Annotated in this window: 16 protein-coding genes; 5 read left to right on the top strand and 11 right to left on the bottom strand. The window is 74.5% G+C overall.

Annotated features, from left to right (window positions below; genetic code table 11):
* Positions 1 to 26: 26 nt before the first annotated feature.
* Both pip and ABT015_RS22875 read right to left on the bottom strand, forming a co-directional pair.
* Positions 27 to 980, bottom strand: coding sequence for a prolyl aminopeptidase (pip, locus tag ABT015_RS22880; RefSeq protein ID WP_350881890.1), 954 nt, complete (start codon positions 978 to 980; stop codon positions 27 to 29).
* Between the two features lie 124 nt (positions 981 to 1,104).
* The gene (locus tag ABT015_RS22875; protein WP_350881888.1) at positions 1,105 to 1,782 is read right to left on the bottom strand and encodes a TetR/AcrR family transcriptional regulator C-terminal domain-containing protein; all 678 of its coding nucleotides are present in this window, start codon (positions 1,780 to 1,782) and stop codon (positions 1,105 to 1,107) included.
* Between the two features lie 180 nt (positions 1,783 to 1,962).
* Between ABT015_RS22875 and ABT015_RS22870 the strand changes: the two genes are divergently transcribed.
* Entirely contained in the window at positions 1,963 to 3,651 is a 1,689-nt protein-coding gene (locus tag ABT015_RS22870; RefSeq protein ID WP_350881885.1) for an MFS transporter, read from the top strand.
* A 49-nt stretch (positions 3,652 to 3,700) separates the two neighbouring features.
* Here ABT015_RS22870 and ABT015_RS22865 read toward each other — a convergent pair whose 3' ends face one another.
* The 8 genes from ABT015_RS22865 to ABT015_RS22830 all read right to left on the bottom strand — a co-directional run bounded on the left by ABT015_RS22865 (position 3,701) and on the right by ABT015_RS22830 (position 15,012).
* Complete coding sequence (locus ABT015_RS22865; protein WP_350881883.1) at positions 3,701 to 4,513, bottom strand: lysophospholipid acyltransferase family protein; 813 nt, start codon at positions 4,511 to 4,513, stop codon at positions 3,701 to 3,703.
* Positions 4,510 to 5,346, bottom strand: a complete 837-nt coding sequence (locus ABT015_RS22860; RefSeq protein WP_350881881.1) for a GNAT family N-acetyltransferase — start codon at positions 5,344 to 5,346, stop codon at positions 4,510 to 4,512. Before ABT015_RS22860 ends, ABT015_RS22865 begins: the two co-directional genes overlap by 4 nt.
* Before the next feature lie 349 nt (positions 5,347 to 5,695).
* Positions 5,696 to 7,075 carry a serine hydrolase domain-containing protein gene (locus ABT015_RS22855; RefSeq protein WP_350881879.1) on the bottom strand — a complete coding sequence of 460 codons (1,380 nt, stop codon included), beginning with the start codon at positions 7,073 to 7,075 and terminating at the stop codon, positions 5,696 to 5,698.
* A gap of 189 nt (positions 7,076 to 7,264) precedes the next feature.
* A complete protein-coding gene (locus ABT015_RS22850) occupies positions 7,265 to 8,629 on the bottom strand; it encodes a M1 family metallopeptidase (RefSeq protein WP_350881877.1) in 1,365 nt (454 codons plus the stop codon).
* Positions 8,626 to 12,582, bottom strand: a complete 3,957-nt coding sequence (locus ABT015_RS22845; RefSeq protein WP_350881875.1) for a Pls/PosA family non-ribosomal peptide synthetase — start codon at positions 12,580 to 12,582, stop codon at positions 8,626 to 8,628. Before ABT015_RS22845 ends, ABT015_RS22850 begins: the two co-directional genes overlap by 4 nt.
* Positions 12,583 to 13,020: 438 nt before the next feature.
* A complete protein-coding gene (locus ABT015_RS22840) occupies positions 13,021 to 13,887 on the bottom strand; it encodes an NmrA family NAD(P)-binding protein (RefSeq protein WP_350881873.1) in 867 nt (288 codons plus the stop codon).
* Positions 13,884 to 14,366 (bottom strand): hypothetical protein, encoded by a 483-nt coding sequence (locus ABT015_RS22835; protein WP_350881871.1) that lies wholly within the window; start codon positions 14,364 to 14,366, stop codon positions 13,884 to 13,886. Before ABT015_RS22835 ends, ABT015_RS22840 begins: the two co-directional genes overlap by 4 nt.
* Before the next feature lie 124 nt (positions 14,367 to 14,490).
* Positions 14,491 to 15,012: a MarR family winged helix-turn-helix transcriptional regulator gene (locus ABT015_RS22830; RefSeq protein ID WP_350881869.1), complete on the bottom strand. Its 522-nt coding sequence runs from the start codon at positions 15,010 to 15,012 to the stop codon at positions 14,491 to 14,493.
* Between the two features lie 379 nt (positions 15,013 to 15,391).
* Between ABT015_RS22830 and ABT015_RS22825 the strand changes: the two genes are divergently transcribed.
* Together ABT015_RS22825 and ABT015_RS22820 are read left to right on the top strand one after the other, a co-directional pair.
* Positions 15,392 to 17,011 carry an alpha/beta hydrolase gene (locus tag ABT015_RS22825; protein WP_350881867.1) on the top strand — a complete coding sequence of 540 codons (1,620 nt, stop codon included), beginning with the start codon at positions 15,392 to 15,394 and terminating at the stop codon, positions 17,009 to 17,011.
* Positions 17,012 to 17,597: 586 nt separating this feature from the next.
* On the top strand, positions 17,598 to 17,873 hold the full coding sequence (locus ABT015_RS22820; RefSeq protein ID WP_350881865.1) for a hypothetical protein: 276 nt from the start codon (positions 17,598 to 17,600) through the stop codon (positions 17,871 to 17,873).
* Between the two features lie 80 nt (positions 17,874 to 17,953).
* On the opposite strand, the gene ABT015_RS22815 is transcribed toward ABT015_RS22820, so the two are convergent.
* Positions 17,954 to 18,682 carry an ABC transporter ATP-binding protein gene (locus tag ABT015_RS22815; protein ID WP_350881863.1) on the bottom strand — a complete coding sequence of 243 codons (729 nt, stop codon included), beginning with the start codon at positions 18,680 to 18,682 and terminating at the stop codon, positions 17,954 to 17,956.
* A gap of 394 nt (positions 18,683 to 19,076) precedes the next feature.
* Between ABT015_RS22815 and ABT015_RS22810 the strand changes: the two genes are divergently transcribed.
* Positions 19,077 to 22,379 carry an FtsX-like permease family protein gene (locus tag ABT015_RS22810; protein ID WP_350881861.1) on the top strand — a complete coding sequence of 1,101 codons (3,303 nt, stop codon included), beginning with the start codon at positions 19,077 to 19,079 and terminating at the stop codon, positions 22,377 to 22,379.
* A complete protein-coding gene (locus tag ABT015_RS22805; protein WP_350881859.1) occupies positions 22,376 to 25,180 on the top strand; it encodes a hypothetical protein in 2,805 nt (934 codons plus the stop codon). The genes ABT015_RS22810 and ABT015_RS22805 overlap by 4 nt, the downstream gene beginning before the upstream one ends.
* Positions 25,181 to 25,286: the final 106 nt, after the last annotated feature.

Below are 25,286 nucleotides of genomic sequence, written 5' to 3'. Positions count from 1 at the left end.
CCGAGCGGACTGGCCGAGCGGACCGGTCAGGCGAACCGTTCGATCGCGGTGAGGACCGCCTCCGTCATCGCCGGACTCCCGGTGTGCCCGGACTCGTCGATGACGGTCAGTCGGGCCTCCGGCCAGGCCCGGACCAGCCGCCACGCGGTGTCGAGCGGCGAGCCGAGGTCCAGGCGGCCGTGGATCAGTTCGCCCGGAATGCCGGCCAGCCGCCCGGCGTCGCGCAGCAGTTGGCCGTCGGCCAGGAACGCGTGGTGCGCGAAGTAGTGCGCGGTGATCCGGGTGAACGCCATCAGCGCGTCGGTGGGGCGGTCGCTGTAGGCGTTCGGCTTGCCCAGCGCCTCGTGCGCGATGACGGCGTCCTCCCAGGTGGCCCAGGCGTTCGCGGCGGCCCGCCGGACGGTCTCGTCCTGGCTGTTGAGCAGCCGGCTGTAGGCGGCCACCAGGTCACCGTCGCGGTCGGCGGCCGGCAGGAAGTTCCGGAACTCCTCCCACGGGCCGGGCAGGAAGCGGGCGACGCCCTGGTAGAGCCAGTCGGTCTCCTCGGGGCGGGTCGTGGTGACGCCGCAGAGCACGATCTCGGAGACCCGCTCGGGGTGGGCCTGGGCATAGGCGAGGATCAGCGTCGAACCCCAGGAGCCGCCGTACAGCAGCCACTTCTCGATGCCGAGGTGTTCGCGCAGTCGCTCCATGTCCGCGATCAGCCGCTCGGTGGTGTTGTGTTCCAGCCCGGTCGCCGGGTCGGCGGCGTGCGGCAGGCTCTGTCCGCAGCCGCGCTGGTCGAACTGGACCACGTGGTACCGCTCGGGGTCGAAGTACCGCCGGGTGCCCGGTCGGTGGCCGGATCCGGGCCCGCCGTGCACGATCGCGGCGGGTTTGCCCGCCGGGTTGCCGGAGGCGTTCCAGTGCATCCGCTGACCGTCTCCGACGTCCAGCAGGCCTTGTGTGTAGGGCTCGTAGTGGGGGTGCAGGTCGGGCATCGCGGAACTCCTCCGTGGGCGTGCGGCCGGGGTGCCCGCACAGACCCTAGCGGGCGGTCGCAGGCCGGGCCGCGGATTTTCGGCGGGCCCGGGGCGGGGGCCGGCCGGGCCCGCCGTGGTGGGGTCAGCGCTGTTCGGCGGGCAGCAGGGTCGCGAGCCCGTCGAGGACGCGTTGCACGCAGAACTCGAAGCGGGTGTCCATGTCGGGTTCGGTGAGGTCGTCGGCCAGGGCGACGAGGTTGGGGAAGGTGTCGACGGGCAGGGCGCGGAAGCGGTCGCCGGTGGCGTCGGCGATGTCCCGGCGACTGGTGCCGAGGACTTCGGCGGCCGAGATCGGGGATTGTTCCTGGAGGACGAACCCCTGGACGAAGGCGCCCAGCAGGTAGGTGGCCAGGGCGGCGTCGGCGTCGGAGAAACCGGCCGCGCGGAGCCGGTCGAGCTGGTCCTCCATCAGGCCGAGCAGGTGGGGCCCGGGGGAGAGGCGGCCCGAGACGACCTTGGCGGCGTCGCGCTTGTCGAGCAGCAGCCGGCGGTAGCGCCAGCAGTAGGCGTGGAACTGCTCGCGCCAGCCGCCCTCGCGCGGCGGGGGCTCGGCCGAGGCCATCACCGCGTCGGTGAGCAGGTCGAGCAGCTCCTGCTTGTTGCGGACGTGCCAGTACAGCGAGGCCGCCTTGACACCGACCTCGGCGGCGACCTTGCGCATCGACAGCCCGTCGAGGCCGTCCCGTTCCAGTACCCGCAGCGCGGCCTGGGTCAGCGCGTCCCTGGTCAGCGGTGGTGTCGCGTCGTCGTTCTCCGGCATGGCTGTGCGGACGCCTCCTGCGGTCTCATCCGGTCTCATCCGGTTGTGAGTCTCGCGGCGACGGTCCGTGGCGGGCGCCCGTCGCGAGATCCCGCTTGCAATCTAACACCGTTAGGGGCACTCTGTGCGTGCCGCACCACTCCCTAACGCTGTTAGGGGCTAGGAATCGGGAGGGTTCCCATGCAGGAGTCGAGCGCCCGGCGCAAACGGCTCGCGCTACTGACGCTCTGCGTCACCATGTTCATGTCCATGCTGGACAACGTCATCGTCAACAACGCCCTGCCCCGCATCGGCCAGGACCTGGACGCCGGGATCAGCGGCCTGCAATGGGTCGCCGAGGGATACAGCCTCGTCTACGCGGGGTTCGTGCTGACCGGCGGCGCGCTCGGCGACCGGTACGGTCGCACCCGGATGTTCCGGCTCGGCCTCGCGCTGTTCACGGTCGGCTCCGCGCTCGCCGCGCTCGCCGGAACGATCGGCCTGCTGGTCGGCGCCCGGATGCTGCAGGGCGTCGGGGCCGCGCTGCTCACCCCGGGCAGCCTCGCCATGCTGCGCCACGTCTTCACCGACGAGCGCGAGCGCGCCAAGGCGATCGGCCTCTGGTCCGGGGTCTCCGCGCTGGGTCTGTCGATCGGCCCGGTGGTCGGCGGGCCGATGGTCGAGCACCTCGGGTGGGCCAGCGTGTTCTGGATCAACGTCCCGATCGGCGTGGCCGGACTGGTGCTCGCCGCCCGCGTGCTCCCGGACATCCCCCCGCGCGCCCGGCGGATCGACCTCGGCGGCCTCGTCCTCTCCGCCGCGGGCCTCGGCCTGCTGGTCTACGCGCTGATCGAGGGGCCGACCCGCGGCTGGACGGACACCCGGGTGCTCCTCTGCGGCGCCGCGGCGCTCGTGCTGCTGGCCGCCTTCCTGGTGCTCGAACTGCGGCTCGCCGAACCGATGCTGGAGCTGCGGCTGTTCCGCGACGGCGCCCTCGGCGGCGCGCTGCTCAGCGGCTTCATGGTCAGCTTCGGGATCTTCGGCGCGCTCTTCTTCCTGCCGCTGCTGATGCAGGGCCCGCTCGGCTGGTCCCCGTCCGACGCCGGCTACGCCGGGCTGCCGATGACCGCGATGATCGTCGTCGCAGCCCCCCTCTCCGGCGGGCTGACCTCGCGGTACGGGCCCCGGCTGCCGTTGGTGCTCGGTCTCGCGCTGTGCGCGGCGGGCCTCGGCGGGCTGTCCCTCTACGGCGGGCACGCCCACTACGTCGAGTACCTGTGGACCCTGTTCGCGATGGGCCTCGGGATGGGGATGACCTTCACCCCGGTGTCGATCGGGGTGCTCCAACGGGTCGCCCCGGCGCAGACCGGGATGGCCTCGGCGAGCATCAACACCCTGCGCGAGCTGGGCGGCGTCCTCGGGATCGCGGTGCTCGGCGCCGTGCTGACCAACCGGATGACCGGCAGCCTGACCGCCGCCCTGCACCGGCTCGGTGTGCCGGTGGACGCCGTCGGCCCGATCGCGGACGCGCCCGCCGGGGCGGGGCACGGCGGTGGCGGCGCGGCCGCCGTGCTGCCCGGCCCGGTCCAGGAGGCGGTGGACGGCGCCTTCATCGAGGGCCTCCACCTGGCGGCGCGCTGCGGTGCGGCCGCGCTCGCCGTCACCGCCGTCCTGGTCGCCGTCCTGCTGGGCAGGGCCCGCCCGCTCTCCCCGGGCGGCACCGGCCTCCCGGAACCGGCTCCCGACTCCGCGTCGGACCCTGGTTTCGAGCCGAACTCGCACCCCGGCCCCGGCCCCGGCCCCGGCCCCGGCTCCGACCTCGACCTGGACCCGAACCCGAACCCCGGTCCGGAGCCGCTGGCCGAGGCCCGGTCGGTCCGGCCGACCTGACCGGTACGGCCGACCTGACCGGTCTGACTGATCCGGGTGCCGACGCCCGTCAGCGGATGCCCTCGACCGCCGCCTGCGCCGTGCGGGCCAGCTCCCGGCGCGCCCCCGCCCGGGTGGCCTGCGGCGCGGGCGGCGGAATCGGCGGCAGGAACGTCACGTCGGCGACCAGCCCGCGCACCGCGACCACCCGGGCGAGCGAGGTGAGCAGTCCGTCGTCGCCGATGAAGGCGGGCACGCTGGTCGGCCGTCCGTCCGACAGCCGGTAGCGGATCGTCACCGGCTGGACGAAGGCGCCCGCCTCCACCGCCGCCTGGAACAGTGCGGGCCGGAAGCGGCCGCTCTCCCGCCCGCACCAGGTGGACCCCTCCGGGAAGACGATCACCGGTCGGCCGGCGCGCAGCACCTCGGCCACCGCCGCCACGGTGCCGGGCAGCGCGCGCAGCCGGTCGCGGTCCAGGAACACCGTGCCGCCCCAGGCGATCAGCGGCCCGAGCACCGGCCACCGGCGGACCTCGGTCTTGGCCAGCGAGCGGCCCGGGCGGCCCGCCGCGATCAGCGGGATGTCCAGCCAGGACACGTGGTTGGCCACCACGAGCGTCCCGCCGCCGAGCGCGCCGCCCGGCGTCCCGAGGTGGACGGTGACCCCGAGGGCGCGCAGCAGGACGCGTGCCCAGAGCCGGATCAGTCGCTCCCGGGTCCCGTACGGGAGGAGGCGCAGCGGCAGGCTGAGCAGCACGCCCGCCAGCACCGCCGCCAGGCAGGCCGCCAGCCGCAGCGCCCGCCGGGGGTGCGAGACGGCGGGCGCCGGGTCGGCCAGGCAGGTCTCGGGCCGGCAGGGGGCCGTCGGCAGCCAGACGCTCATGATGAGGCGCCGAGCGGCCGGGCGGGCAGTCCGGACAGGAAGTGCCGCAGGTAGCGCGGGTCGGTGCGCTCCAGCGACAGCAGCACGTACAGGTCGACGCAGTCGAAGTCCGGGTCGTACGCGGGCTCGCCGCAGACCCAGGCGCCGAGCCGCAGGTAGCCGCGGAGCAGGGCGGGCAGCGCGCCGCGCTCGGCGCGCGGCACGCCGGTGGCGTCCCAGCGGCGGCGCGGGGTGACCCGGTACTGCTCGGGCGCCAGGTGCTTGGCGCTGACGGTGTCCCAGACCCGGGCCGCGGTGGCGCCGCCGTCGTCCAGGGGGATCGAGCAGCAGCCGCCGACCCAGGTGTTGCCGGTGTCGGCGAGGTAGCGGGCGATGCCGCCCCACATCAGGTTGATGACGGCGCCGTTGCCCCGGTGGTCGGGGTGGATGCAGGAACGGCCGAGTTCCACCAGGCCCGGGCGGACCGGCGCCAGGGCGGAGAGCTCGAACTCGCCGTCGGAGTAGAGCCGTCCGGCCCGCCGGGCGGCCTCGGGGCGCAGCAGCCGGTAGGTGCCGACGACCGCGCCGTGCTCGCCCTCGCGGACCAGGAGGTGGTCGCAGAACTCGTCGAAGGGGTCGACGTCCAGGCCGGCGACCGGGCTGTGCAGGACGGCACCGAGCTCGGCGGCGAACACCTGGTGGCGCAGCCGCTGGGCGGCGCGCACGTCGTCGGCGTCGCGGGCGAGGGAGACGGTGTAGGCGGCCGGGGCCTGCGGCCGCCGGGCGGAGGGGACGGCGGGGGCGTCCTGGGTGGGGGCTACTGCGGTCGGAGCGTACGTGGGGACGGTGGTCATGGCGGACCCTCCAGGGCAGCACGATCGGCGGCGCCCTGGATCGCCAGGGCACCGGCCCGGCCCGCAGGCGCTGGGCCTGCCCGCGAACCGGTCCCCGTATATCTCTCCGAGCCGGTTGGCATCCATGTTGCGGCCCGGCGGAGCGCAGATGTGCAACTGCTGAATGGGACCACCCGTCGCCTCCCGGCCATCTGCCGGGCACCGGGCGCTCGCCCGCCGGGGGTGGACAGCCCGGGCGCCTGTGCGCCCGGGCACGCCACTCTCCCCGGGGATTCTCCTGGAACTCCCGTGGACGGGTGCGATGTCGCGCACGGCCGGCGTGCGCCGACAGGGCGCTCCCCCACACGCCCTAGAAGGCCTGCCAGCCCTGCGGGTCGACGTCGCCCGGGATGACGGGCGCGGGGCCGTAGGGTTCGCGGGTGAGGACGAAGGAGCCGAGGTCCAGGTGGCTGACGGTGCCGTCGGCGGCCCGGACGATCCTCAGGGTCTCGCCCGTGTAGTAGTCGTCCAGCCCCGTCCAGGTGCCGTCCGGCTCGGCGCGGAAGCGGGAGCTGCGGGCTCCGCCGGCGAGCGAGGTCAGTTCGAGGCCGCGGTCGGCCCGCAGCCGCAGAGCCTGCGCCGAAGTGCCCCAGTACCAGGGGCCGGTGAGGGCCAGCAGTTCCTCGTCGACCTCGGGCAGCGGGCGCCAGGGCTCGGGCAGCCGGGGCTCGTGCTCGGCGGTCAGCGTGATCAACTGGGTGGCCACCAGGGTGGTGCCGGCGCCGGTGGTGGCGTTGGACAGGGCGATCGCGGCCAGGCCGTCCTCGTCGCTGACCCACAGGGCGGCGGTGAAGCCGGGCATCGAGCCGGTGTGGCCGTACAGCACCCGGCCTCCGTGGCGGCGCAGTTGCAGGCCGAGGCCGTATCCGGAGGTCCAGGTCGTGTCGGCGGGGCCGGTGGCGGGCCGGCGCATCTCGGCGAGTGAGTCGGCGGCGAGCACCTTGTCGTCCCCGGCGGCGAGGAAGGCCGCCCAGCGGGCCAGGTCGGCGACGGTGGACCAGAGTTGGCCGGCCGGGCCCATCAGCCCGGTGTCGGTGAGCGGCTCCGGCAGCATGACGTCGGCCCACGGGTGGACGGCGAAGCCCCCGGCGTGCGGGTGCTCGGGCAGCAGGGTGGTGCGGTCCATGCCGAGCGGCGCCAGCACCTCGCGCCGCAGCACCTCGCCCCAGGGCTCGCCGCGCAGCCGCTCGACCAGCGCTCCGAGCAGCGCGTAACCGGGGTTGGAGTAGTGGTGGAGGCGCCCGGCCGGGTGCTTGATCGCGGCGCCGGGCTCCAGCAGGTCGTCCAGTCCGGGCCGCAGGGAGCCGTCGGTCCGCTCCCACCAGGGCCCGGGCGTCTCGGCGGCGAGTCCGGCGGTGTGGGCGAGCAGTTGCGCGATGGTCGCGCCGTCGGCAGGGGTGCCGGGAAGGTGGCGGGCCAGCGGGTCGGCGAGGTCGAGCAGGCCCTCGTCGCGCAGCCGCAGCACGAGCACGGCGACGAAGGTCTTGGTGAGCGAGCCGATCCGGTACTGGACGTCGGGGGTCGGCGCGTGTCCGTCGATCATGCTGCGGGCGCCGCTCCAGACCAGCCGGCCGTCCCGGACCACTCCGGCGGCCAGGGAGGGCGTGCGGCCTTCGGCCTGGGCGACGGCGATCCGGTGCAGCAGGGCGCGGCGGGTGGTCGGCAGCAGTTCGTCGGACTGATCGGTCATCTGATCCTCTGAATCCTTCGGCGTGGTCCGGCGGGGAGGCCCGTCGGCATGGTCTGCCACGAGGCCCGTAGGCCAGTACGGACGGGTGACAGACGAACCCAACCTAGCCAGGCCGCTCCGAAGGATCCACCCGTTATCTCCGCAAACGCCCCGCAAACACCCCGCAAACGCCCCGCGCCGTCGGCTCGGTCAGCCCGGCAGCGGCGGGAGTTCGGGCCGCTGCAGCCAGGCCTCGAAGAGCGGGGCCAGCGGGGCGGTCGCGTACCGGGAGGCGTGCACGAGCAGGTCGGCGGTGCCGACGACGCCGTGCCGGTGGACACTCGTCCAGTCCCGCAGCATCGCGAAGAAGGCGTCCTCGCCCAGCGCCCGCCGCAGCGCGTGCACGGCGAGGCCGCCGCGCTGGTACAGCCGGTCGTCGAACATCAGCCTGCGGCCCGGGTCGGCGAGCCTGAGGTCCTGCGGGAGCCCGGCCAGCAGGCCGTGCGCGGCGGCGGCGTGGGTGGCCGCGGCCGGGCCGCCGGCGTGCTCGGACCACAGCCACTCGGCGTACTTGGCGAAGCCCTCGTTCAGCCAGATGTGCCGCCAGTCGGCGATCGTCACGCTGTTGCCGAACCACTGGTGCGCCAGCTCGTGGGCGATCAGCCGCTCGCGCTCCCAGCCGCCGCCGAGGTGGTTCGTCCCGAAGGTGGCGACGCCCTGCGCCTCCACCGGGACGTCCAGTTCCTCGTCCGCGACGACCACCGCGTACTCGCCGAACGGGTACGGCCCGAACACCTCGCCGAAGTACGTCATCATCTCCGGCTGCCGCCCGAAGTCCCGGGTGAACGCGGGGACCAGCCGCTCCGGCACGTAGCCGGTCTGCGGCACGGCCGGGCGGGCCGCCAGCGGCACCGGCCGGTAGTGGCCGATCGACACCGTCACCAGGTATGGCGAGGTCGGCGCGCTCTGCTCGTACACCCAGGTGGTGCTGGACGCCCGGGTGGTGCGGGTCAGCAGCCGGCCGCTCGCCAGCACGGTGAACGGGGACGGCGTGGTGACCGCGATCTGGTACGTCGCCTTGTCGGCGGGCCGGTCGTTGCACGGGAACCAGGACGGCGCGCCGATCGGCTGGCTGGCGACCAGCGAGCCGTCGGTCAGCTCCTCCCAGCCCAGGCCGCCCCACGGGCTGCGCACCGGACGGGGGTTGCCGGTGTAGTGCACCTCGACGGTGAACGCCGCCCCCGCCGCCAGCGCTCTGGCCGGGCGGATCCGCAGCTTGCCGGCGCGATGGGTGTAGCGGGCGGCCTTGCCGTCGACCAGCACCCGCCCGATCCGGAACTCGGCCAGGTCCAGCGCGAACTCGGCCAGCGCCGCGTCCGCCACGGCGCTCAGCCGGGCCGAGGCCGCCAGCCGGTTCGGCCCGGGCCGGTAGTCCAGCACGAGCTCGTAGCGGTGGACCCGGTAGCGGTGGTCGCCGCTGGCCGGGAAGTACGGGTCGGGGGCGCCGGCGGCCGCCGGGACGTGCTTGGGCTTCACGGGGGCGGGCACTTCCTGCGGGCCGGGACGGGTGGTCATGACGTGGGCTGCCACGCCTCGATGGGGTTGCCCAGCCACCGCGTGTCGGCGGGGACGGACTCGGCGCGCATCACCAGCGAGGCCGGGCCCAGCGTGCTGCGCGCGCCCACCGTGCTGCCGGGCAGCACGATGCCGCCCGGGCCCAGGGTGGCGCCCTCGCGGAGGACCACAGTATCCATCCGCATGATCCGGTCGTGGAAGAGGTGCGTCTGCACCACACAGCCCCGGTTGACGGTCACGCCGTCCCCGAGGGTGACCAGGTCCGCCTCCGGCAGCCAGTAGCTCTCGCACCAGACGCCGCGGCCGACCCGCGCGCCGAGCGCCCGCAGCCAGAGGTTCAGCACCGGCGTGCCCGGCACCGCGCCGACCAGCCACGGCACCGCCAGCACCTCGACGAAGGTGTCCGCGAGCTCGTTGCGCCACACGAAGCTGCTCCACAACGGGTGCTCCACCGCCCGGAACCGGCCGACCAGCAGCCACTTCGCCGCCACCGCGACCACGCAGGCCACCGCGCCGGCGCCCAGCAGCACCAGGCCCGAGAGCAGCGCGGCCACGCCCGCCGACCAGGAGACGGCCAGCCGGGACAGCACCGCGACGGTCAGCACGCCGAGCGCCCCCGAGGCGAGCACCGGCAGCAGCCGGGCCAGCTCGACCAGCCCGCGCGCCCAGAGCAGCCGGGCCGGCGGCTCGTAGGTCAGGCTCTGGTCGGCCTCGTCCGCCGCGCGCGGCAGCCGCATCGGCGGCATGCCCAGGTACGAGCCGCCCTTCTTGGCCTTCTCCGGAGTCGCCGACAGCACGCCCACCAGGCCCCGCTTGGGCACCGCCCGGCCCGGCGCGGTCATTCCCGAGTTCCCGAGGAACGCCCGCTCGCCGACCTTCGCCTCGCCGAGCCGCACCCAGCCGCCGCCCAGCTCGTACGGCGCGATCAGGGTGTCGTCGGCCAGGAACGCGCCGTCGCCGACGGTGGTCAGGCTGGGCAGCGCCAGCACCGTGGACACCTCCGCGCCCCGGCCGACCCGCATCCCGAGCGCCCGCAGCCACAGCGGCGTGGCCAGCCCCGCGTACAGCGGGAACAGCACCTCCCGGGCCCGGTCCATCAGCTGGGTGACGGTCCACGCCTGCCAGCCGACCCGGCCGTGCAGTGGGTGCACCCCGGGGACCAGACCGCGGCTCAGCAACCGGACGGCGGCCACCAGCTGCGCCGCGTACACGGCGCCGTACGCCAGGGTGGCGGGCAGCAGGCCGAGCAGCGCGCCGCCGAGCGCCGCGCCGAGGTCGTCGCCCTGGTGGACGAAAGCGGCGAGGACCGCGAGCCCGGCCAGCGCGGGCGCCACCGGGAGCAGGCCGAGTGCCGTGCCGCTGGCACCGTAGAGCGCGGCCCAGAAGACCCGGTGCGGCGGGCGCTCCTTGGGCCACGCCCGCTCGACGCGGCCCAGCTTGACGGCGGGCGCGCCGCCCCAGCGCTGGCCGGTCGGCACGTGCCCGGTGACGCTGGAGCCGGGCAGCACCTGGGCGCGCTTGCCGACCCGGGCGCCGGGCAGCAGGGTCGAGCGGGTGCCGACCACGGCGCCGGAGCCGACCTTGACCTGGCCGACCTCCAACCGGTCGCCGTCCAGCCAGTAGCCGCACAGGTCCACCTCGGCCTCGACGGCGCAGCCCCGGCCCAGCTTCAGCATCCCGGTGACCGGCGGCAGCGAGTGCAGGTCCACCTCGGGCCCGACCTTGGCACCCAGTGCCCGGGCGTAGCGGACCAGCCAGGCGCCGGACAGCGCGGTGGCGCCGCTGAGCTCGGCGAGCCGCTCGGCGGTCCAGAGCCGCAGGTGGACGGCGCCGCCGCGCGGATGGCTGCCCGGGCGCAGGCCGCGCAGCAGCAGCCGGGCGCCGCCGGCCGCGATCGCCAGCCGGCCCGCCGGGCTGTACAGCGCCAGGGCGCCCGCGCCGACGGCCCACCAGGAGGCGGTGGGCGCCCACGGGTAGTCGCCGAGGTGGGAGAGCAGGTTGCCGGCCGCCAGCAGGGCGACCGTCCAGCGCAGGCCGACCACGGTGAACAGCGGGATCAGCAGGAGCAGCTGGAGCAGCTTGGCCCTGGTCGGCACCAGGGCGATGGTGCGGGCCTGGCCGCCCTGGGCGGCGGTGCGCTCCAGGTGCCGGGCGAGCTTGCGCAGCGTCGGGTGTTGGTAGACGTCCAGCACGGCGGCGTTCGGGTAGCGGGTGCGCAGCAGCGTGGTGAGCCGGGCGGCGGCCAGGCTGCCGCCGCCGATGCCGAAGAAGTCGTCGCGCGGGCCGCTCACCGTCACACCGAGGATCTCGGCCCACTGCTCGGCCAGCCAGGCCTCGGTGCCGTACAGCTGCTCGCTCGGCCCGGCGTTCTCCAGCTCGGGCAGCGGCCAGGGCAGGGCGGCCCGGTCGACCTTGCCGGAGGTGCGGGTGGGCAGGGTGTCGACCGGCGCGAGCAGCGGCACCAGGGCGGCCGGCAGCTCGGCGCGCAGCTTCTCGACGGCCTGCTCGCGGTCGAAGCCGTCCTGGACGACCAGGTAGCCGACCAGCAGCTGGTTGCCGCCGCGCGCGGTGCGGACGGCGGCGGCCGCGCCCGCCACGCCGGGCAGGGCCTGGAGCGCCGCGTCGACCTCGCCGAGTTCGATCCGGCGGCCGCCGAGCTTGATCTGCTCGTCGATGCGGCCGAGGAACAGCAGGCCGGCCGGGTCGGCCTGGACCAGGTCCCCGCTGCGGTACGCGCGCTCCCAGCCGAGCGAGGCCAGCGGCGCGTACTTCTCGGCGTCCTTCTCCGGGTCGAGGTAGCGGGCCAGGCCGACCCCGCCGATCACCAGCTGGCCGGTGCCGCCGGCCGCGACCGGCTCACCGGCCTCGTCGACCACGGCGAGGTCCCAGCCGTCCAGCGGCAGGCCGATCCGGACCGGGCCGTCGCCGGTCAGCAGCGCGGCGCAGGCGACCACGGTGGCCTCGGTGGGGCCGTAGGTGTTCCAGACCTCGCGGCCCTCGGTGACCAGCCGCTGCACCAGCTCCGGCGGGCAGGCCTCGCCGCCGAAGATCAGCAGCCGTACCTCGTTGAGCGCCTCGGCGGGCCAGAGCGCGGCCAGCGTCGGGACGGTGGAGACCACGGTGATCTCCTGCTCCGCCAGCCAGGGGCCGAGGTCGGCGCCGCTGCGCACCTGGGAGCGGGGGACGGGCACCAGGCAGGCGCCGTGGCGCCAGGCCAGCCACATCTCCTCGCAGGAGGCGTCGAAGGCCACCGACAGGCCGGCCATCACCCGGTCGCCGGGGCCGATCGGCTCGTCCTGGAGGAAGAGCGCGGCCTCGGCGTCGACGAAGGCGGCGGCGTTGTGGTGGGTGACGGCCACGCCCTTGGGGCGACCGGTGGAACCGGAGGTGAAGATGATCCAGGCGTCGTCGGCCGGCGTGGGGCGGGGGCGGTGGTCCGCGGCCGCCTCGCCGGGGTGGGGCGCCGGGCGTTCGCGGTGGACGGTCAGTGCGCGGTCGGCGCCGAGCACGGCGGCGACGCCGGCCTCCCCGAAGACCAGCTGGGCGCGCTCGTCCGGGTCCTCGGCGTCGACCGGCACGTAGGCGGCGCCGGCGGCGAGCACGGCGAGGATCGAGACGTACAGGTCGTTGGTGCCCGAGGGGACCCGCACGCCCACCCGGTCGCCCGGGCCGATCCCGGCGGCGGCCAGCCGGCGGCGCAGCTGCTCGACCTCGGCGGCCAGGGCACGGTAGCCGAGCACGGTGCGCCCGTCGTCCAGGGCCGGTTCGTCGGGGTGGGCGCGGACGGTGGCTTCCAGGACGTCGACCAGGGTGCGCGGTGCGGCGGCCGGACGGCCCGGGAAGAGGGCGCGCGGTGGTGGGGCCTGCGGCGGCTTGGCGTGGGGCGGTGTGGTTCCGGGTGGCGTGGCTCGGGGTGGCGTGGCGGACTGCTCCGTGCTCGGTTCAGCTGTCATGGCAGCCCGTACGCTCCTCGTCCTCGCCCCGTTCCGACTGATGCCCGGCCCTTCGGGGCGGTGGGAGCACTCGCCTGACCGGGTGACCCCACTCCGGGGCCGGAGCGGACAACCCGACTGATGGTAGCCCCGCGTGCGAGGCGCCGTACGGCCCGATACCTGGCCCAACTAGGCCGGAAATGGCTTGAGCTGACGTTGCGTCAGTCAGCAACTGGGTGGGCGTGGCAGTCATGTGACTGGATGTCAGTCGAATTGACGGATCGTCAGGACGAATTTCCGATCGTGATCCATGCCACAGCGAATGCTGCTCCCTTCGGGTGGCGGGCCCGGCTTCCCGGCCCGGTTCCGGCCCGGTCGCCGGGCCCGCCATGGTGTCGGAGCGGTGTCCGAGAGGCGCCGGAGAGAGACCCGGATGGCGCCCGGACGGTGTCGGAGCGGTCAGCGGAAGCGGTGCAGGTGCTCCTGGAGGAACGCCTCCAGGGTGCGCGGGGCGCGCCCGGTCAGGTGGGCGAAGGTGTCGTCGGGCGCCTCCCGGCGGACCACCGCGAGCTGCTGGATCTCCACCACGTGGGAGGCCAGCCAGGGCGGCATCCCGGCCCGCTCGACCAGATGGGCGTGCAGCCCGGCCGGGGGCAGGTCGAGGTAGCGGACCGGGCGCCCGAGCAGCTCGCCGAGCAGCCCGGTGAGCTCCGGGTAGCTGTACGCCCGGCCCCCGGTGAGCGGGTACGTTCCGCCGGCGAGCTCCGGTCGGGTGAGCACCTCGGCCGCGGCGTCGCCGATGTCCCGGGCGTCGACGTAGTTGCAGCGGGCCTGGCCCAGGGCGCCGTGCACCACCCCGGCGGCGGCGATGCCGGGCGCCAGCAGCAGCAGTTTCTGCATGAACGCGTACGGCCGCAGCACCGTCGCGGTGATGCCGGACACGCGCAGGCGCTCCTCGACCAGATGGTGGCCGCGCGAGACGGCCACGGGGGAGTCGGGTTCGGCCGCGGGTGCGGAGATCTTGACGATGTGCTCCACACCGTTCTCGACCGCCGCGTCGATCGCGGCCAGCTCGTGCTGGACCTGGCGCGGGCCGTTGGCCATGGTGAGGAAGAGCTGGTGCGCGCCGCGGAAGGCCGCGCGCAGCGAGCCGGGGTCGGCGGCGTCGGCCGCGAGCGTCTCGGTCAGCGCGAGGGTCCGGTCGTCGAGGCCGGCCGCGAGGCGGGCGGGGTCGCGGCTGAGTGCGCGGCTCGGTGCACCGAGGGCGGCGAGGCTGCGCAGGGTGGCGCCGCCGGTGGCGCCTCCGGCGCCCATGACGACGATCATGAGGTCTGTCCTTCCGGTCGGGTGGAGAGTCGGTGCTGCGGGGATCGGGCCGGGCGGCTGCCGCGCCAGCGCCAGGTGATCACGGTGGCCGCGATCGCTGACGAGACCGGTAGATCGACCGGAAGGCGGCCGGGCCAGGGGCTGGTGGCGAGCCCGGGGATCTGCGGCAGCCAGTGCGCGGCCGCGAGGCCGACGGCGAGTGCGACGGCCGCGGCGGCCAGGCCGAGTGCGGGGGCCAGCAGGGCGCGCGGTGCCCGGCCGCCCGGGGAGCGGTCGGGCCGGCGTCGCAGGGCGGAGCCGACCAGGGTGGCGACGACGGCCGAGGTGCCGCCGATCGTGGTGGCCGCGGCGATCATCAGTTGCGGTTGGTGCGTGACGGCCCCGCCGATGCCGGCCATCACGGCGGGCATCGCGTAGGCGACGAGGACCTCCCGCCACAGGGTGAAGGGGGGTGGTGCGCCGGGTGCTTTCTTGCTCATGGGCTTCTCCTGCGGAGGTGCTGGGGGTTAAGTGATTAGGTGGCTAACTATTAGTGCTTAGGTGCCTAACTATTGGGTCGTGAAGTGGCGGGCCGCCTTGCGCGGCCCGCCGTTGTCGACCGGGTCAGTCCGCGGTCAGCGCGTCTGCGCCCTCGACCACCCTGGCCAGGAGGTCGAGGAAGGTCGCGCGCTCCTCGATCGAGAGCCCGCCGACCAGTGCCTGCATCCGGGCGAAGTGCTCGGGCGCCAGATCGCGCAGTCGCTGCGCGCCGCGCGCGGTGAGGACCACCACGTTGGCGCGGCCGTCGTCGGCGGACGGGCGGCGGACCACCAGGCCCTCCCGCTCCAGTCCGTCCACCAGGCCGGTCACGGTCGCCCGCGAGACGCCGAGGCTTGCCGCGAGCTGGGAGGGCGACTTCTCGCCGCCGTGGTCCTCCAGATCGGCCAGCAGTCGGTAGCGGCCGGTGGAAAGTCCGAACCGGGCGAAGTGCACCTCCCCGGCCTGGCCGATCCGGGCGCCCGCCGCCATCAGCCGGGCCGCGACCAGGATCGCCTGCGGGTCGGCCGTGAGGCCGTAGCGGGCGATCTGGCGGCGTGCCTGGTCGAGGGTGGGGGCGCCGCTGCCGGCGTCTGGGTGTTGCGTCATGAAAGTAATATGGCGCCTCATCAGTTTCCCGGTCAAGTCGACCGTCCGGCGTTCGATGTCCGGCGTCCGAAGGTGGCCGCGCCGCGTGGGGCGGCCGGGCGTGCGGGGCGGCCGGGCGCCGGCGGCGGGTGGGTGTGAGCGCGGGGGCTCTGCCGGTCGCCGAGCGGCGCTCCGGCCGTCGAGTGGTGCTGCGGGCGCCCGCGTGCCCGGGTTCCATGATGACGAACCATCAGATCAATCAACCGTCAAGTTGGTTTATTCACAGAATAATCCGGTCGCAAAGTGGACGGCATCGAAACATTTACGCTGCTTCCAGGTCTTCACATGGAGATCTCAGACTGACAGGCTGGGGCCGCCCTTTCAGTACTGAGGAGGTTCCTTGTCCCGTATATCCACGCTGGCCGGAGCGGTCACCTGCGCCCTCGCCCTCGTCACCGGTAGTGCTGTCGCGGCATCGGCAGCGCCGATGGACCTGGCGCCGGGTGCGGCGGCCGAGGCGAAGGTCGCCGCTGTCAACTGGACCCCGTGTAACCCCGACCCCAGCAAGCCGGACCCAGGTATCTACGACTGTGCCGTGTACCCGGTTCCGCTGGACTATGACAACCCGTCGGGTGAGAAGATCGGCATCGCCATGATGCGCCGGCGGGCGAGCGACCCGTCCAAGCGGATCGGCTCGCTGTTCCTCAACCCGGGCGGCCCGGGTGGTAGCGGCTACCTGTGGGCGACCACCACCCGCTTCGGTACCGAGGTGCAGTCGCGCTTCGACCTGGTCGGCTTCGACCCCCGCGGCGTGGCCCGGAGCAACCCGCTCAAGTGCTTCAAGACCCAGGAGGACGCCGACGCGGTCAACGGCCGCATGGTCGGCGTGCCGGTCACCAAGTCCGAGATCAACGAGACGCTGGACGCGGACCAGGACTACACCGACGCGTGCAGCAAGAACGCCGGCCCGCTGATCGAGCACATGTCGACCATCAACGTGGTCCGCGACCTCGACCGGATGCGTCGCGCCGTCGGCGACTCGCAGCTCAACTTCGCCGGGTTCTCCTACGGCACCCTGATCGGCGCGACCTACGCCGGGATGTACCCGAACAAGGTGCGCACGATCATCGTCGACGGAAACGTCGACCCGAACCTGCGCCTGCACGACGGCCTGGAGTACGACCGTCAGCGGGCGGGCGGCTTCGAGCTGGCCCTGGACGAGTTCCTCAAGCGCTGCCAGGCCGCCGGCGCCCCGCGCTGCGCCTTCGGCGAGGGCGACACCCGGGCCAAGTTCGACCAGCTCCGCGACCACCTGCGGACCAGCCCGGTCACCCTGCCCAACGGCTCCCAGGTGACGCTGAGCACCTTCACCAGCGAGGTGGCCAGCGCGCTGTACTCGCAGGCCAAGCTGGCGCCGCTGGCGAAGTCGCTGCAGGCGACGTACCAGCTGGTCCGGAAGCCGGCCGCGAACACCCTGATGGCGCCGAAGGCGACCGTCTCGGACGACGACGCCAACATCCTCGCGGTGAACGCCCCGCGGGCGCTGCGTGAGGCCCCGGTCGACTCCGAGTACACCGCCGACGACTCCTACATGGGCGTCAACTGCCAGGACAAGCCGTACCCGTCGAACGACCGGGTCTTCCCGAACGTCGCCAAGGCCTGGGAGAAGGAGTCGCCGACCTTCGGCCGCTACCAGGCCTTCGACGCGCCCGCCTGCGCGAGCTGGCCGGCCCCGGCCCGGGACGCCGAGCGCTTCAGCGGCCCGTGGAACAAGAAGACCTCGAACACCGTCATGGTGATCGGCAACCTCTACGACCCGGCCACCCAGTACAAGTTCGCCCAGCGGATGCAGCAGCAGCTGGGCAACGCCGTGCTGGTCAGCGTGGACGCGATCGAGCACTGCGCCGTCGGCCGCAGCCAGGCGCTGAACGCGCTGGTCACCCGCTACCTGGTGGACGGCACCGCGCCGAAGCCGGGCCAGCTGCTGAAGCCGGACGCGGCGATCTTCCCGGCGGCCTGACGGGGCTGAACGGCCTGACGGGGCTGAGCGGCCGGCCGGCGGGACCGGCCGGCGAGCCCTCGGGGGCCTGAGGTACGCGTGAACGGATGTGGTGGTCGGCGGCGCCGGCCACCACATCCGCGTTTTCCGGCCCAGCCCCCGGACGACGGCGTGAACGCGGATGGCCGTGCGAACGCGGACGACGGCGCGAACGGGAAATGCAGCGTGAATACGACGGTGGATCGCCATCCGGCCCTCCTCGGAATCGAGTTCTTCTCGGATGTCGGGGACCGTAGCCGATACCACTGACAATCGGCCGCCGGGCCCGAACTGGTCCGGAACCTGCACCGATTCGCCGAAAACGACGTACTGTCACACTGGTTCGTCAACGGATTCACACCCTCGAATACCTCGGCCTTCCACCGCGGGCCCTTCCGCCGGGCCCGGATCGCCACCTTCTGGGACTGGCTGGCGCGGGACGTCGAGGGCGTGTACGGGGACGGCGCGGAGGTGTTCCACCACGTTCGGTCGATCACTCGCCCGGGGGCCCGACCGGGAGGGAGCCCCACCGGATGCGCGAGCCGCCGCAGGGGCGCAGGGTCGAGGTATGAGCGGAGTGGTCGTGCTGGTCGAGCTGGAGCCGTCCACGGAGGTGCTGGACGCGGGCGAGGTCGACGTGGGCGCGCGGATCCGCTGGGTGCACGCGGCGGCGCCGGATCCGGACGCGCCGGAGGAGCCGGGGCCGGTGACGTGCTGCGGCCTCGACACGGCGGACCTCGAACTGGAGCCCTACCGTCCGGCCGGGCCCGGCGAACCGTGGTACCCGCCGTCCCAGCGCACCCGGCGGTGCCGAGCCTGCGAGACGGTGCTCAAGGCGCCCTGAACGCACCCCGGGCGCGCGCCGGCCCGCCCGACCGGGCAGGCCGGTGCGGCTGGGTGCACCCTGGTGCACCCAGGCCACCCCTACGCGGTCGCCTTCGCCGTCTCCTCCTCGACGATCCGCCCGTCACGCAGCTCGATCACCCGGTCGGCGAGCTCCATCAGGGTCGGGTCGTGGGTGGCGACCACCACGGTGACGCCCTCGCTGCGGACGACGGCGCGCAGCAGCTGCATGATCGAGCGGCCGGTCTCCGAGTCCAGCTGGCCGGTCGGCTCGTCGGCGATGATCAGGCCGGGCTCGTTGGCCAGCGCGCGGGCGATGGCGACGCGCTGCTGCTGGCCGCCGGAGAGTTCGCCGGGCCGCTGGTTGGCCTGGCCGGCGAGGCCGACGAGGGCCAGCAGGGTGTGCGCGCGCTCCTCGCGTTCGGCGGCGGAGACCTTGCGCAGCCGCATCGGCACGCCGACGTTCTCGGCGGCGGTGAGCATCGGGATCAGCCCGAAGGACTGGAAGACGAAGCCGATCCGCTCCCGCCGCAGGGCGAGCCGGCCGTCCTCGTCCAGCTTGGCGAGGTCGGTGCCGTCCAGGGCGATGCTGCCGGCGGTCGGGGCATCCAGGCCGCCGACCAGGTTGAGCAGGGTGGTCTTGCCGGAGCCGGAGCGGCCCTTGAGCGCGGCGAGTTCACCGCGGCCGACGGTGAAGGAGACGCCGCGCAGCGCGTGCACGGTCCGCTCGCCGGTGCCGAAGCTGCGCCGGAGGTCGGTCACGGCCACCATCGGGGTGTCGGTGGTGGCGGTGGCCTGAGGCTGCGTCATTGAGGCTTCCCCCTGTGTGTGTCTACCCAGTGTCTACGGACGGGCGGCGCCACGGGTTCACGGTTTCGGGCGGCGATTTCCGGGGTGCGGGTCGGCGTTCCCAAAGGTGTGCCGTGGAGCCTGAATTGTGAAATGTCCATGGCATTCTGGCGGGCGCCCGGAGCGCGGGAGCTGCCAATGCAAGGAATTTGCTCATTACTTACTTGTTAGCGCAAGTCCCTTCCGTTCCTGGATCGAATCTGACAGAGTCGTCCGCTATCCGGTGATCAAATGCCGGTGATCATTGCGTTGATGTGTCCTAAGTGTGTCTATTCGTAGCCGAGTTGTGACCAAATCGGATCGATGGACCGGGCTGGGACGCAACCTGGGGACGTAAAGACCGGGGAGGAACTTGATGCTCGGCTTCGTCGTGCGCCGACTGCGCGGGCGACTGCCGCTGGCTGCCGCCGTGCTGCTCGCAGTGCTGATCACCACGGCCGTGCTGACCGCGCTGGTGGCATTCAACCGCAGTGTGGGCGAGGCCGGCTTGCGGCAGGCGCTCCAGGGGGCAGGCCACGCCCGGACCACGGTCGTGGTGACGGCCGAACACGGGCTCGACCAGCGTGCGAAGGACGAGGCGGAGCTCGCCGCTTACCGCGGCAGGCTCTTCGGAGACCTGCCCGTGCACACCGACAGTCTGCTGCGCAGCCGCTCCTACGGCCTGCCGGGCGGCGGCGCCCCCGTGACCGCGGGTCTCGGCCCCGGCGCCCAGCCCGATCTGACGGTCCTCGCCGACCTCGACCGCGACCGGACCCGCCTGCTCGCCGGCGCGTGGCCCGCCGCGGCCTCCGGCCCGGTCCAGACCGCCGCCCCGCAGGTCGCCGTCCCGCAGGCCATGCTGGCCCGGCTCGGCCTCACCGACCAGGCCCTGCCCGCCGACGTGCAGATGGCGGACCGCCTCGACGGCAAGTCGCTGACCGTCCGCGTCACCGGCGTCTACCGGGCCGTCGACCCGACCGACGCGTACTGGCGCATCGACCCGGTCGGTGGCCACGAGGTCGAGGTCGGCGGCTTCACCACCTTCGGCCCGATGCTGGTCGACCAGAGCGCCTTCACCACCGGCGGGTTGGTGCAGAGCAGCCGCAGCTGGCTGCTCGACGCCGACTTCGCGGGCATCGGCCGCTCCGCGGCGGAGGCCATGGGCAACCGCTCCCAGAGCCTCGCCGACGACCTGCAGTCCCGTGCCAGCATCAGTTCGCGGACCGAACTGCCCGACGTCATGCGCGAGTTGTCCTCCAGCATGATGGTCGCCCGGACCACCCTGCTGATCGGCGCCCTCCAGCTGACCGTGCTCGCCGTCGCGGCGCTGCTGCTGGTGGTCAACCTGATCGCGACCCGGCAGACGGCCGAGAACGAGCTGCTCGCCGCCCGCGGCGCCTCCGGCGCCCGGCTCGGCGTCTTCACCGCGACGGAGTCGCTGCTGCTCGCCCTGCCCGCCGCGCTGCTGGCCCCCCTGCTGACCCCGTTCCTGGTCCGCGCCCTGGCCGGCTTCGGAACCGACCACCAGGTGCCCCTGGACACCGGCGTCAGCTGGTCGCTCTGGCCGATCGCCGTGCTCTGCGCCTTCGCCTGCGTCCTGCTGGCCAGCCTGCCCAGCCTCCTGCGCGGCGCCGGAGCCGCCCTGCGCAGCCGCTCCGGCCGCCGCCAGGCCCTGGTCTCCGGCATCGCGCGCAACGGCGGCGACCTCGCCGTGCTCGCCCTGGCCGTGCTCGCCTACCAGCAGCTCAGCCAGTACGGCGGCGGGCTGTCCACCGACTCCTCCGGCCGGCTCGGCGTGGACCTGCTGCTGGTCGCCACCCCGACCCTGGCGCTCTGCGCCGGCACCCTGGTGGTGCTGCGCCTGCTGCCGCTCGCCGCCCGGCTCGGCGCCCACGTGGCCGCCCGCGGCCGCGGCCTCGGCCCGGCCCTGGTCGGCTGGCAGCTGGCCCGTCGGCCCGCCCGCGCCACCGGCCCCGTGCTGCTGCTCGTGATGGCCGTGGCCACCGGCGTGCTGGCGCTCGGCCAGCACGCCACCTGGACCGCCTCCCAGCGTGACCAGGCCGCCTTCAACACGCTCGGCGGCCTGCGGATCTCCGCCTCCCACAACGCCCTGATGGGCCAGGGCGGCCGCTACGGCGCGCTGCCCGGTGGCGACCGGCTCGTCCCGGTGGTGCGCGAGGAGCAGTCTCTGCCCAACGGCAAGGGGCAACTGCTCGCCGCGGACACCGCCGCCTTCGCCGAGCGCGTCCCGGTCCGCCCCGACCTGCTCGGCGGGCGCACCCGCGAGGACGTGTTCGGGTCGCTCGCCCAGCCCGCCCCCACCGGCCCGCAGGCCGGCCTCGAACTGCCAGGCCACCCGCTGCGGATCGACGCCGAGGTGACCGTCCAGCAGCCGGAGCAGGCGGTGAAGCTGCCCAACGGCTCCAGCCTTCCGGCGGTCCACCCGGAGGCCAGGCTGCTGGTGCGCGACCGCTTCGGCGTGATCCACAAGGTCGCGTTCGGCACGCTCCCGCTGACCGGCGACGCCAAGGTCTCGGCCTCGCTGACCACGCTGGTCGACGCCCCGCTCGGCTCGGCCGCCGCGCCGCTGACCGTGGTCGGCGTGATCGTCTCCTTCGGCGACCGGTCCGACGGTGAGCTGACCGTCCGCCGGCTGTCCGCCTCCGACAGCGCCGACGGCCCCGCGACCGCCGTCCAGGTGCCGGCCGGCTTCGGCTGGACGGCGGCGGTGCCCGCCGTCCGGGCGACCGGGGACGTGGTAGCCGGGCCGGCCGCCACCCTCGGGTCCGAACCGGCCGGTGCCGACCGCCTGTTCTCCATCCGCTACCGCTTCGCCAACGGCATGGGCGGCGAGCTGCTCCGCGCCGTCCTGCGGCCGGCCGGGACGAGCGTGCCGGACACCCTGTCCGGCGTCGCCACCCGCGACTACCTGAAGCTCGTCGGCGCCTCCGTCGGCGACACCCTCAAGGTGCCGTTCGCCGGGACCGTCCTGCCGGTCAAGGTCGCCGCGACGGTCGACGCCCTGCCGACGGCCGGCCCCGACGCGCTCATGGTCGACCTCGCCACCACGGCCCGGCTGATGGCCGCCCAGGGCAGCGAACTGCCCAACCGCGCCGAGTGGTGGCTGCCCGCCACCGGCCCCGGCGACCGGACCCCCGCCGAGGCCGCCGCCGCCCTGCGCGCCGCCCCCGGCACCCAGGACGTCCAGCTCTACGAGGAGGCCTCCGAGGCCCTCCTCAGCGACCCGGTCGGCGCCGCCCCGCAGAGCGCACTCATGGTCATCGCGGTCGTCACCGGGGTGCTCGCCGCGATCGGCTTCGGCGCCGCCGTGGCCGCCTCCGCCCGCGAACGCTCCCGGGACTCCGCGCTGCTGCTCGCCCTGGGCGCCCGCCGCAAGCAGGTGACCCGCACCATGGCCGCCGAACAGGCGCTCCTGGTCGCCCTCGGCGGGGCCGTCGGGCTCGGCCTCGGCACGCTGCTCGTCCACCTGATCGTGCCGTTCGTCGTGCTGACGCCCGCCGCCCGCCGACCGACGCCCGGGGCGCTGATCGAGCTGCCGTTCGGCCAGGCCCTGCTGCTCACGGCCGCGATCGCCGTCGTTCCCCTGTTGTCGGCCTTCCTGATCGGACGCCGCCGTCGAGACGTGGCCGCCCGGCTGCGCCACGTGGAGGAGATGTGACCACCAAGGCCGGCACCCCCGTGCCCACCCCTTCGCCCGCGCCCGCCCACGGCCCCGCGCCCTGGGTCCGCACCCGGCTGCGCGCGACGCCGCTGGCCACCCTGCTGATGGCGGCGCTCGCCTTCGTCACCGTGTTCATGGCGGCGGCCTTCCCCCGCGTCGTCGACCGGGGCGCGGACAGCGCCCTGCGGGACTTCGTGCACCAGAAGGGCGTCAACGCGACCAGCCTGCAAGCCACCTCCGAGCCGAACCTGAGCGACCCGGCCTCCGCCCTCGACGACGTGCAGCAGAAGCTGACCGCGGAGATCGGCCGGAACCTGCCGCTCACCGAGACCAGCCAGCTCTACGGCAGCCGGGCCAAGTCCCCGCGCAAGATGTTCAACGAGGGCTACGCCCGTCTCTCCGACCATCCGCCGGTGCTCGGCCTGCTGTACCTGCACGGGCTCAAGGAGCTCGTCACCCTCACCGACGGCGTCTGGCCGGGCCCCGCGGCCGAGGGCGCACCCCTGCCGATGATCATCAGCCAGACGGCCGCCGAGACCATCGGCGTCAAGCTCGGTGACGTCGTCGACAACGGCAGCGACCTGACCGGCGGCAACCGGTCCACCGTGGTCGGCTTCTACCGCGTCAACAACCCCACCGACCCGACCTGGGACGACATCGGCTGTCCCGCCCGCGCCTGCCTGGAGGGCCAGGGCACGGAACTCCACTGGGCGACCACCGGTTTCGTCGGCGACAGCGGCCTGCACCAGCTGATCCTCTGGGGCAACGGCGGCGTGAACTTCTGGCGGCTGCCCGTCGACTCCGGCGCCCTGCGTGCCGACCAGCTGGCCGAGACCCGCGCCACCGTCGGCTCCTACCTGGTCGGGCGCGGCGCCACCACCCTCGCCGACGTGACCAAGCGCCCGGACCTGCACGTCACCTCGCTCCTGCCCGACGTCTTCACCCGGGCCACCGCCCGCTACGACGCCGCGGCCCCGCTGGCCGCGATCGGACCGGCCGGAGTAGCGGGGGTGGCCGTCGTGGTGCTGTGCCTCGCGGCGGCCCTCACCGCCGACCGGCGCACCGCCGAACTCCGGCTGCTCCAGGCCCGCGGCGGCTCGCGCGGCGGCATCCTGCTGCGCCTGCTCGGCGAGGGCGCGGCGACCGTGCTGCCCTCCGCCCTGCTCGGAACGGCCCTCGCCCTGGTGCTGCTGCCCACCCCCCGGTGGGGCAACGCCCTGCTCACCGCCCTGGCGGTCACCCTGATCGCCGTGCTGGCCTTCCCGGCGCGCGCCGCCGTACTGCTGTCCCCGCCGAAGGCCGTGGCCGGCTGGCGCCGACTCGTCGGCGAACTCGCCGTCCTGGCCGTCACCGCCGCGGCCGTGGCCGAGGTCCGCCGCCGCGGCGTCGCCCCCGGCAACGGCCTGGACCCGCTGCTGGTGGCCGCCCCGCTGATGCTCGCCCTCACCGGCGGTCTGCTGCTGGCCCGGATCCAGCCGCTGGTGGTCGGCTGGCTGGCCGCCCTCGCCGGGCGCGGCCGCGGCCTGATCGGCTTCCTCGGCCTGGCCCGCGCCGCCCGCGACAGCTCGGGCCGCCGCCGGCCCTCCGCGCTGCCGCTGCTCGCCCTGGTGATCGCCGTCACCACGACCGGCTTCGGCGCCACCGTGCTCGACACCGTGGACAGCGTCCGGCTGCGCGCCGGCCGGATCGCCACCGGCGGTGACGCCTCCGTCTCCCTGCCGGTCTACGCGACCCTGCCGGAGGCGTTCACCACGGCCGCCGCCGAACTGCCCGGCGTACGGGCCGCGACCGGGGTGTGGGTCGAGCCCGGGGCCTTCTTCATCGGCGCCGACGGCGACTCCACCTCGGCCATCCTCGTGGTGGCCGAGCCGAAGGCCTACGCCGAGATCGCCCGGACCTCCGGGGTGGGCGAGTTCGACCCGGCGGTGCTCGCCGGTACCCCCGGCGGCCCGGACACCCCGGTGCCGGCACTGTTCAGCAGTGGCCTGTCCAAGCGACTGGCCGGCGGCCCGCCCCGGCTGCGCACGCCCAACGGGGGCCAACTGCGCACCACCGTCGCCGGGATCGTCACCGGCACCCCCGCCCTGCCGGACCCCGGCAAGCCGTTCATGGTGGTGCCGGTCGGGCCCGCCTCCGAGCGCCTTCCGGAGCTCAAGCGGACGAACAAGTGGCTCTCCGCCGGCGACGTCGACGCCGGCCAGGTCAGGAACCTGCTCCTGGACCGGGGCCTGACGACCGCCACGGGCCTCGCCAAGCTGATCCGGGACGAGGCCGTGGCCGCCGGCAAGGGCAGCGACGGGCTGCCCCCCGGGTACACGGTCCGCAGCAGCCACGAAGTGGCCGCCGCGCTCGCCGCCGACCCGCTGCAGCGCTCCGCGGAACGTCTGTTCTGGTACTCGGGTGCCGCCGGCGCCGGGTTCGCCCTGCTGGCCGTCCTGCTGACACTGGTCCGGGCCGCCCCCGAGCGCACGGCCCTGCTGGCCCGACTGCGCACCATGGGCCTGCGGCCCCGGCAGGGGCTGGCGCTGATCATCACCGAGACGCTGCCGCAGGCCCTGGTTGCGGCCGTCGGCGGCGGGCTGGTCGCGCTGGCGGCGGTCGGACTGCTCGGGTCGGCCTTCGACCTGTCGGCGCTGGTCGGCGCCGACGTCGGCGACGTGCTGACCCCCGTCCTGCTGCCGGTGCTGCTGCCCACGGCGGGCCTGGCGCTGGTGGTCTGCCTCGGGGTGGTCCTGGAGGCGGCCGTCTCCGGCCGGCGCCAGATCGCCACCGAACTGCGGGCGGGGGACCAGCGGTGAGGGCGGGAGGAGCGGTACGGCCCGTGACACCGGCGCCGGCCGCCGGGACCGCGGGGACCGTCGAGGTCGTCGAGATTTTCAGGACCGTCAGCACCTTCAGGACCGC

This window comes from Kitasatospora sp. NPDC094016 (genome assembly GCF_040304045.1).
Lineage (GTDB): Bacteria > Actinomycetota > Actinomycetes > Streptomycetales > Streptomycetaceae > Kitasatospora.
This window is presented reverse-complemented; position numbering and strand designations above follow the sequence as displayed.

Bases quoted from the DNA above. Each gene is read 5' to 3' on its own strand.
- ABT015_RS22845 (WP_350881875.1), bottom strand. From the start codon at position 12,582: ATGACAGCTGAACCGAGCACGGAGCAGTCCGCCACGCCACCCCGAGCC.
- ABT015_RS22860 (WP_350881881.1), bottom strand. From the start codon at position 5,346: ATGACCACCGTCCCCACGTACGCTCCGACCGCAGTAGCCCCCACCCAG.
- ABT015_RS22820 (WP_350881865.1), top strand. From the start codon at position 17,598: ATGAGCGGAGTGGTCGTGCTGGTCGAGCTGGAGCCGTCCACGGAGGTG.
- ABT015_RS22855 (WP_350881879.1), bottom strand. From the start codon at position 7,075: ATGACCGATCAGTCCGACGAACTGCTGCCGACCACCCGCCGCGCCCTG.
- ABT015_RS22830 (WP_350881869.1), bottom strand. From the start codon at position 15,012: ATGACGCAACACCCAGACGCCGGCAGCGGCGCCCCCACCCTCGACCAG.
- pip (WP_350881890.1), bottom strand. From the start codon at position 980: ATGCCCGACCTGCACCCCCACTACGAGCCCTACACACAAGGCCTGCTG.
- ABT015_RS22835 (WP_350881871.1), bottom strand. From the start codon at position 14,366: ATGAGCAAGAAAGCACCCGGCGCACCACCCCCCTTCACCCTGTGGCGG.
- ABT015_RS22870 (WP_350881885.1), top strand. From the start codon at position 1,963: ATGCAGGAGTCGAGCGCCCGGCGCAAACGGCTCGCGCTACTGACGCTC.
- ABT015_RS22840 (WP_350881873.1), bottom strand. From the start codon at position 13,887: ATGATCGTCGTCATGGGCGCCGGAGGCGCCACCGGCGGCGCCACCCTG.
- ABT015_RS22875 (WP_350881888.1), bottom strand. From the start codon at position 1,782: ATGCCGGAGAACGACGACGCGACACCACCGCTGACCAGGGACGCGCTG.
- ABT015_RS22815 (WP_350881863.1), bottom strand. From the start codon at position 18,682: ATGACGCAGCCTCAGGCCACCGCCACCACCGACACCCCGATGGTGGCC.
- ABT015_RS22865 (WP_350881883.1), bottom strand. From the start codon at position 4,513: ATGAGCGTCTGGCTGCCGACGGCCCCCTGCCGGCCCGAGACCTGCCTG.
- ABT015_RS22810 (WP_350881861.1), top strand. From the start codon at position 19,077: ATGCTCGGCTTCGTCGTGCGCCGACTGCGCGGGCGACTGCCGCTGGCT.
- ABT015_RS22850 (WP_350881877.1), bottom strand. From the start codon at position 8,629: ATGACCACCCGTCCCGGCCCGCAGGAAGTGCCCGCCCCCGTGAAGCCC.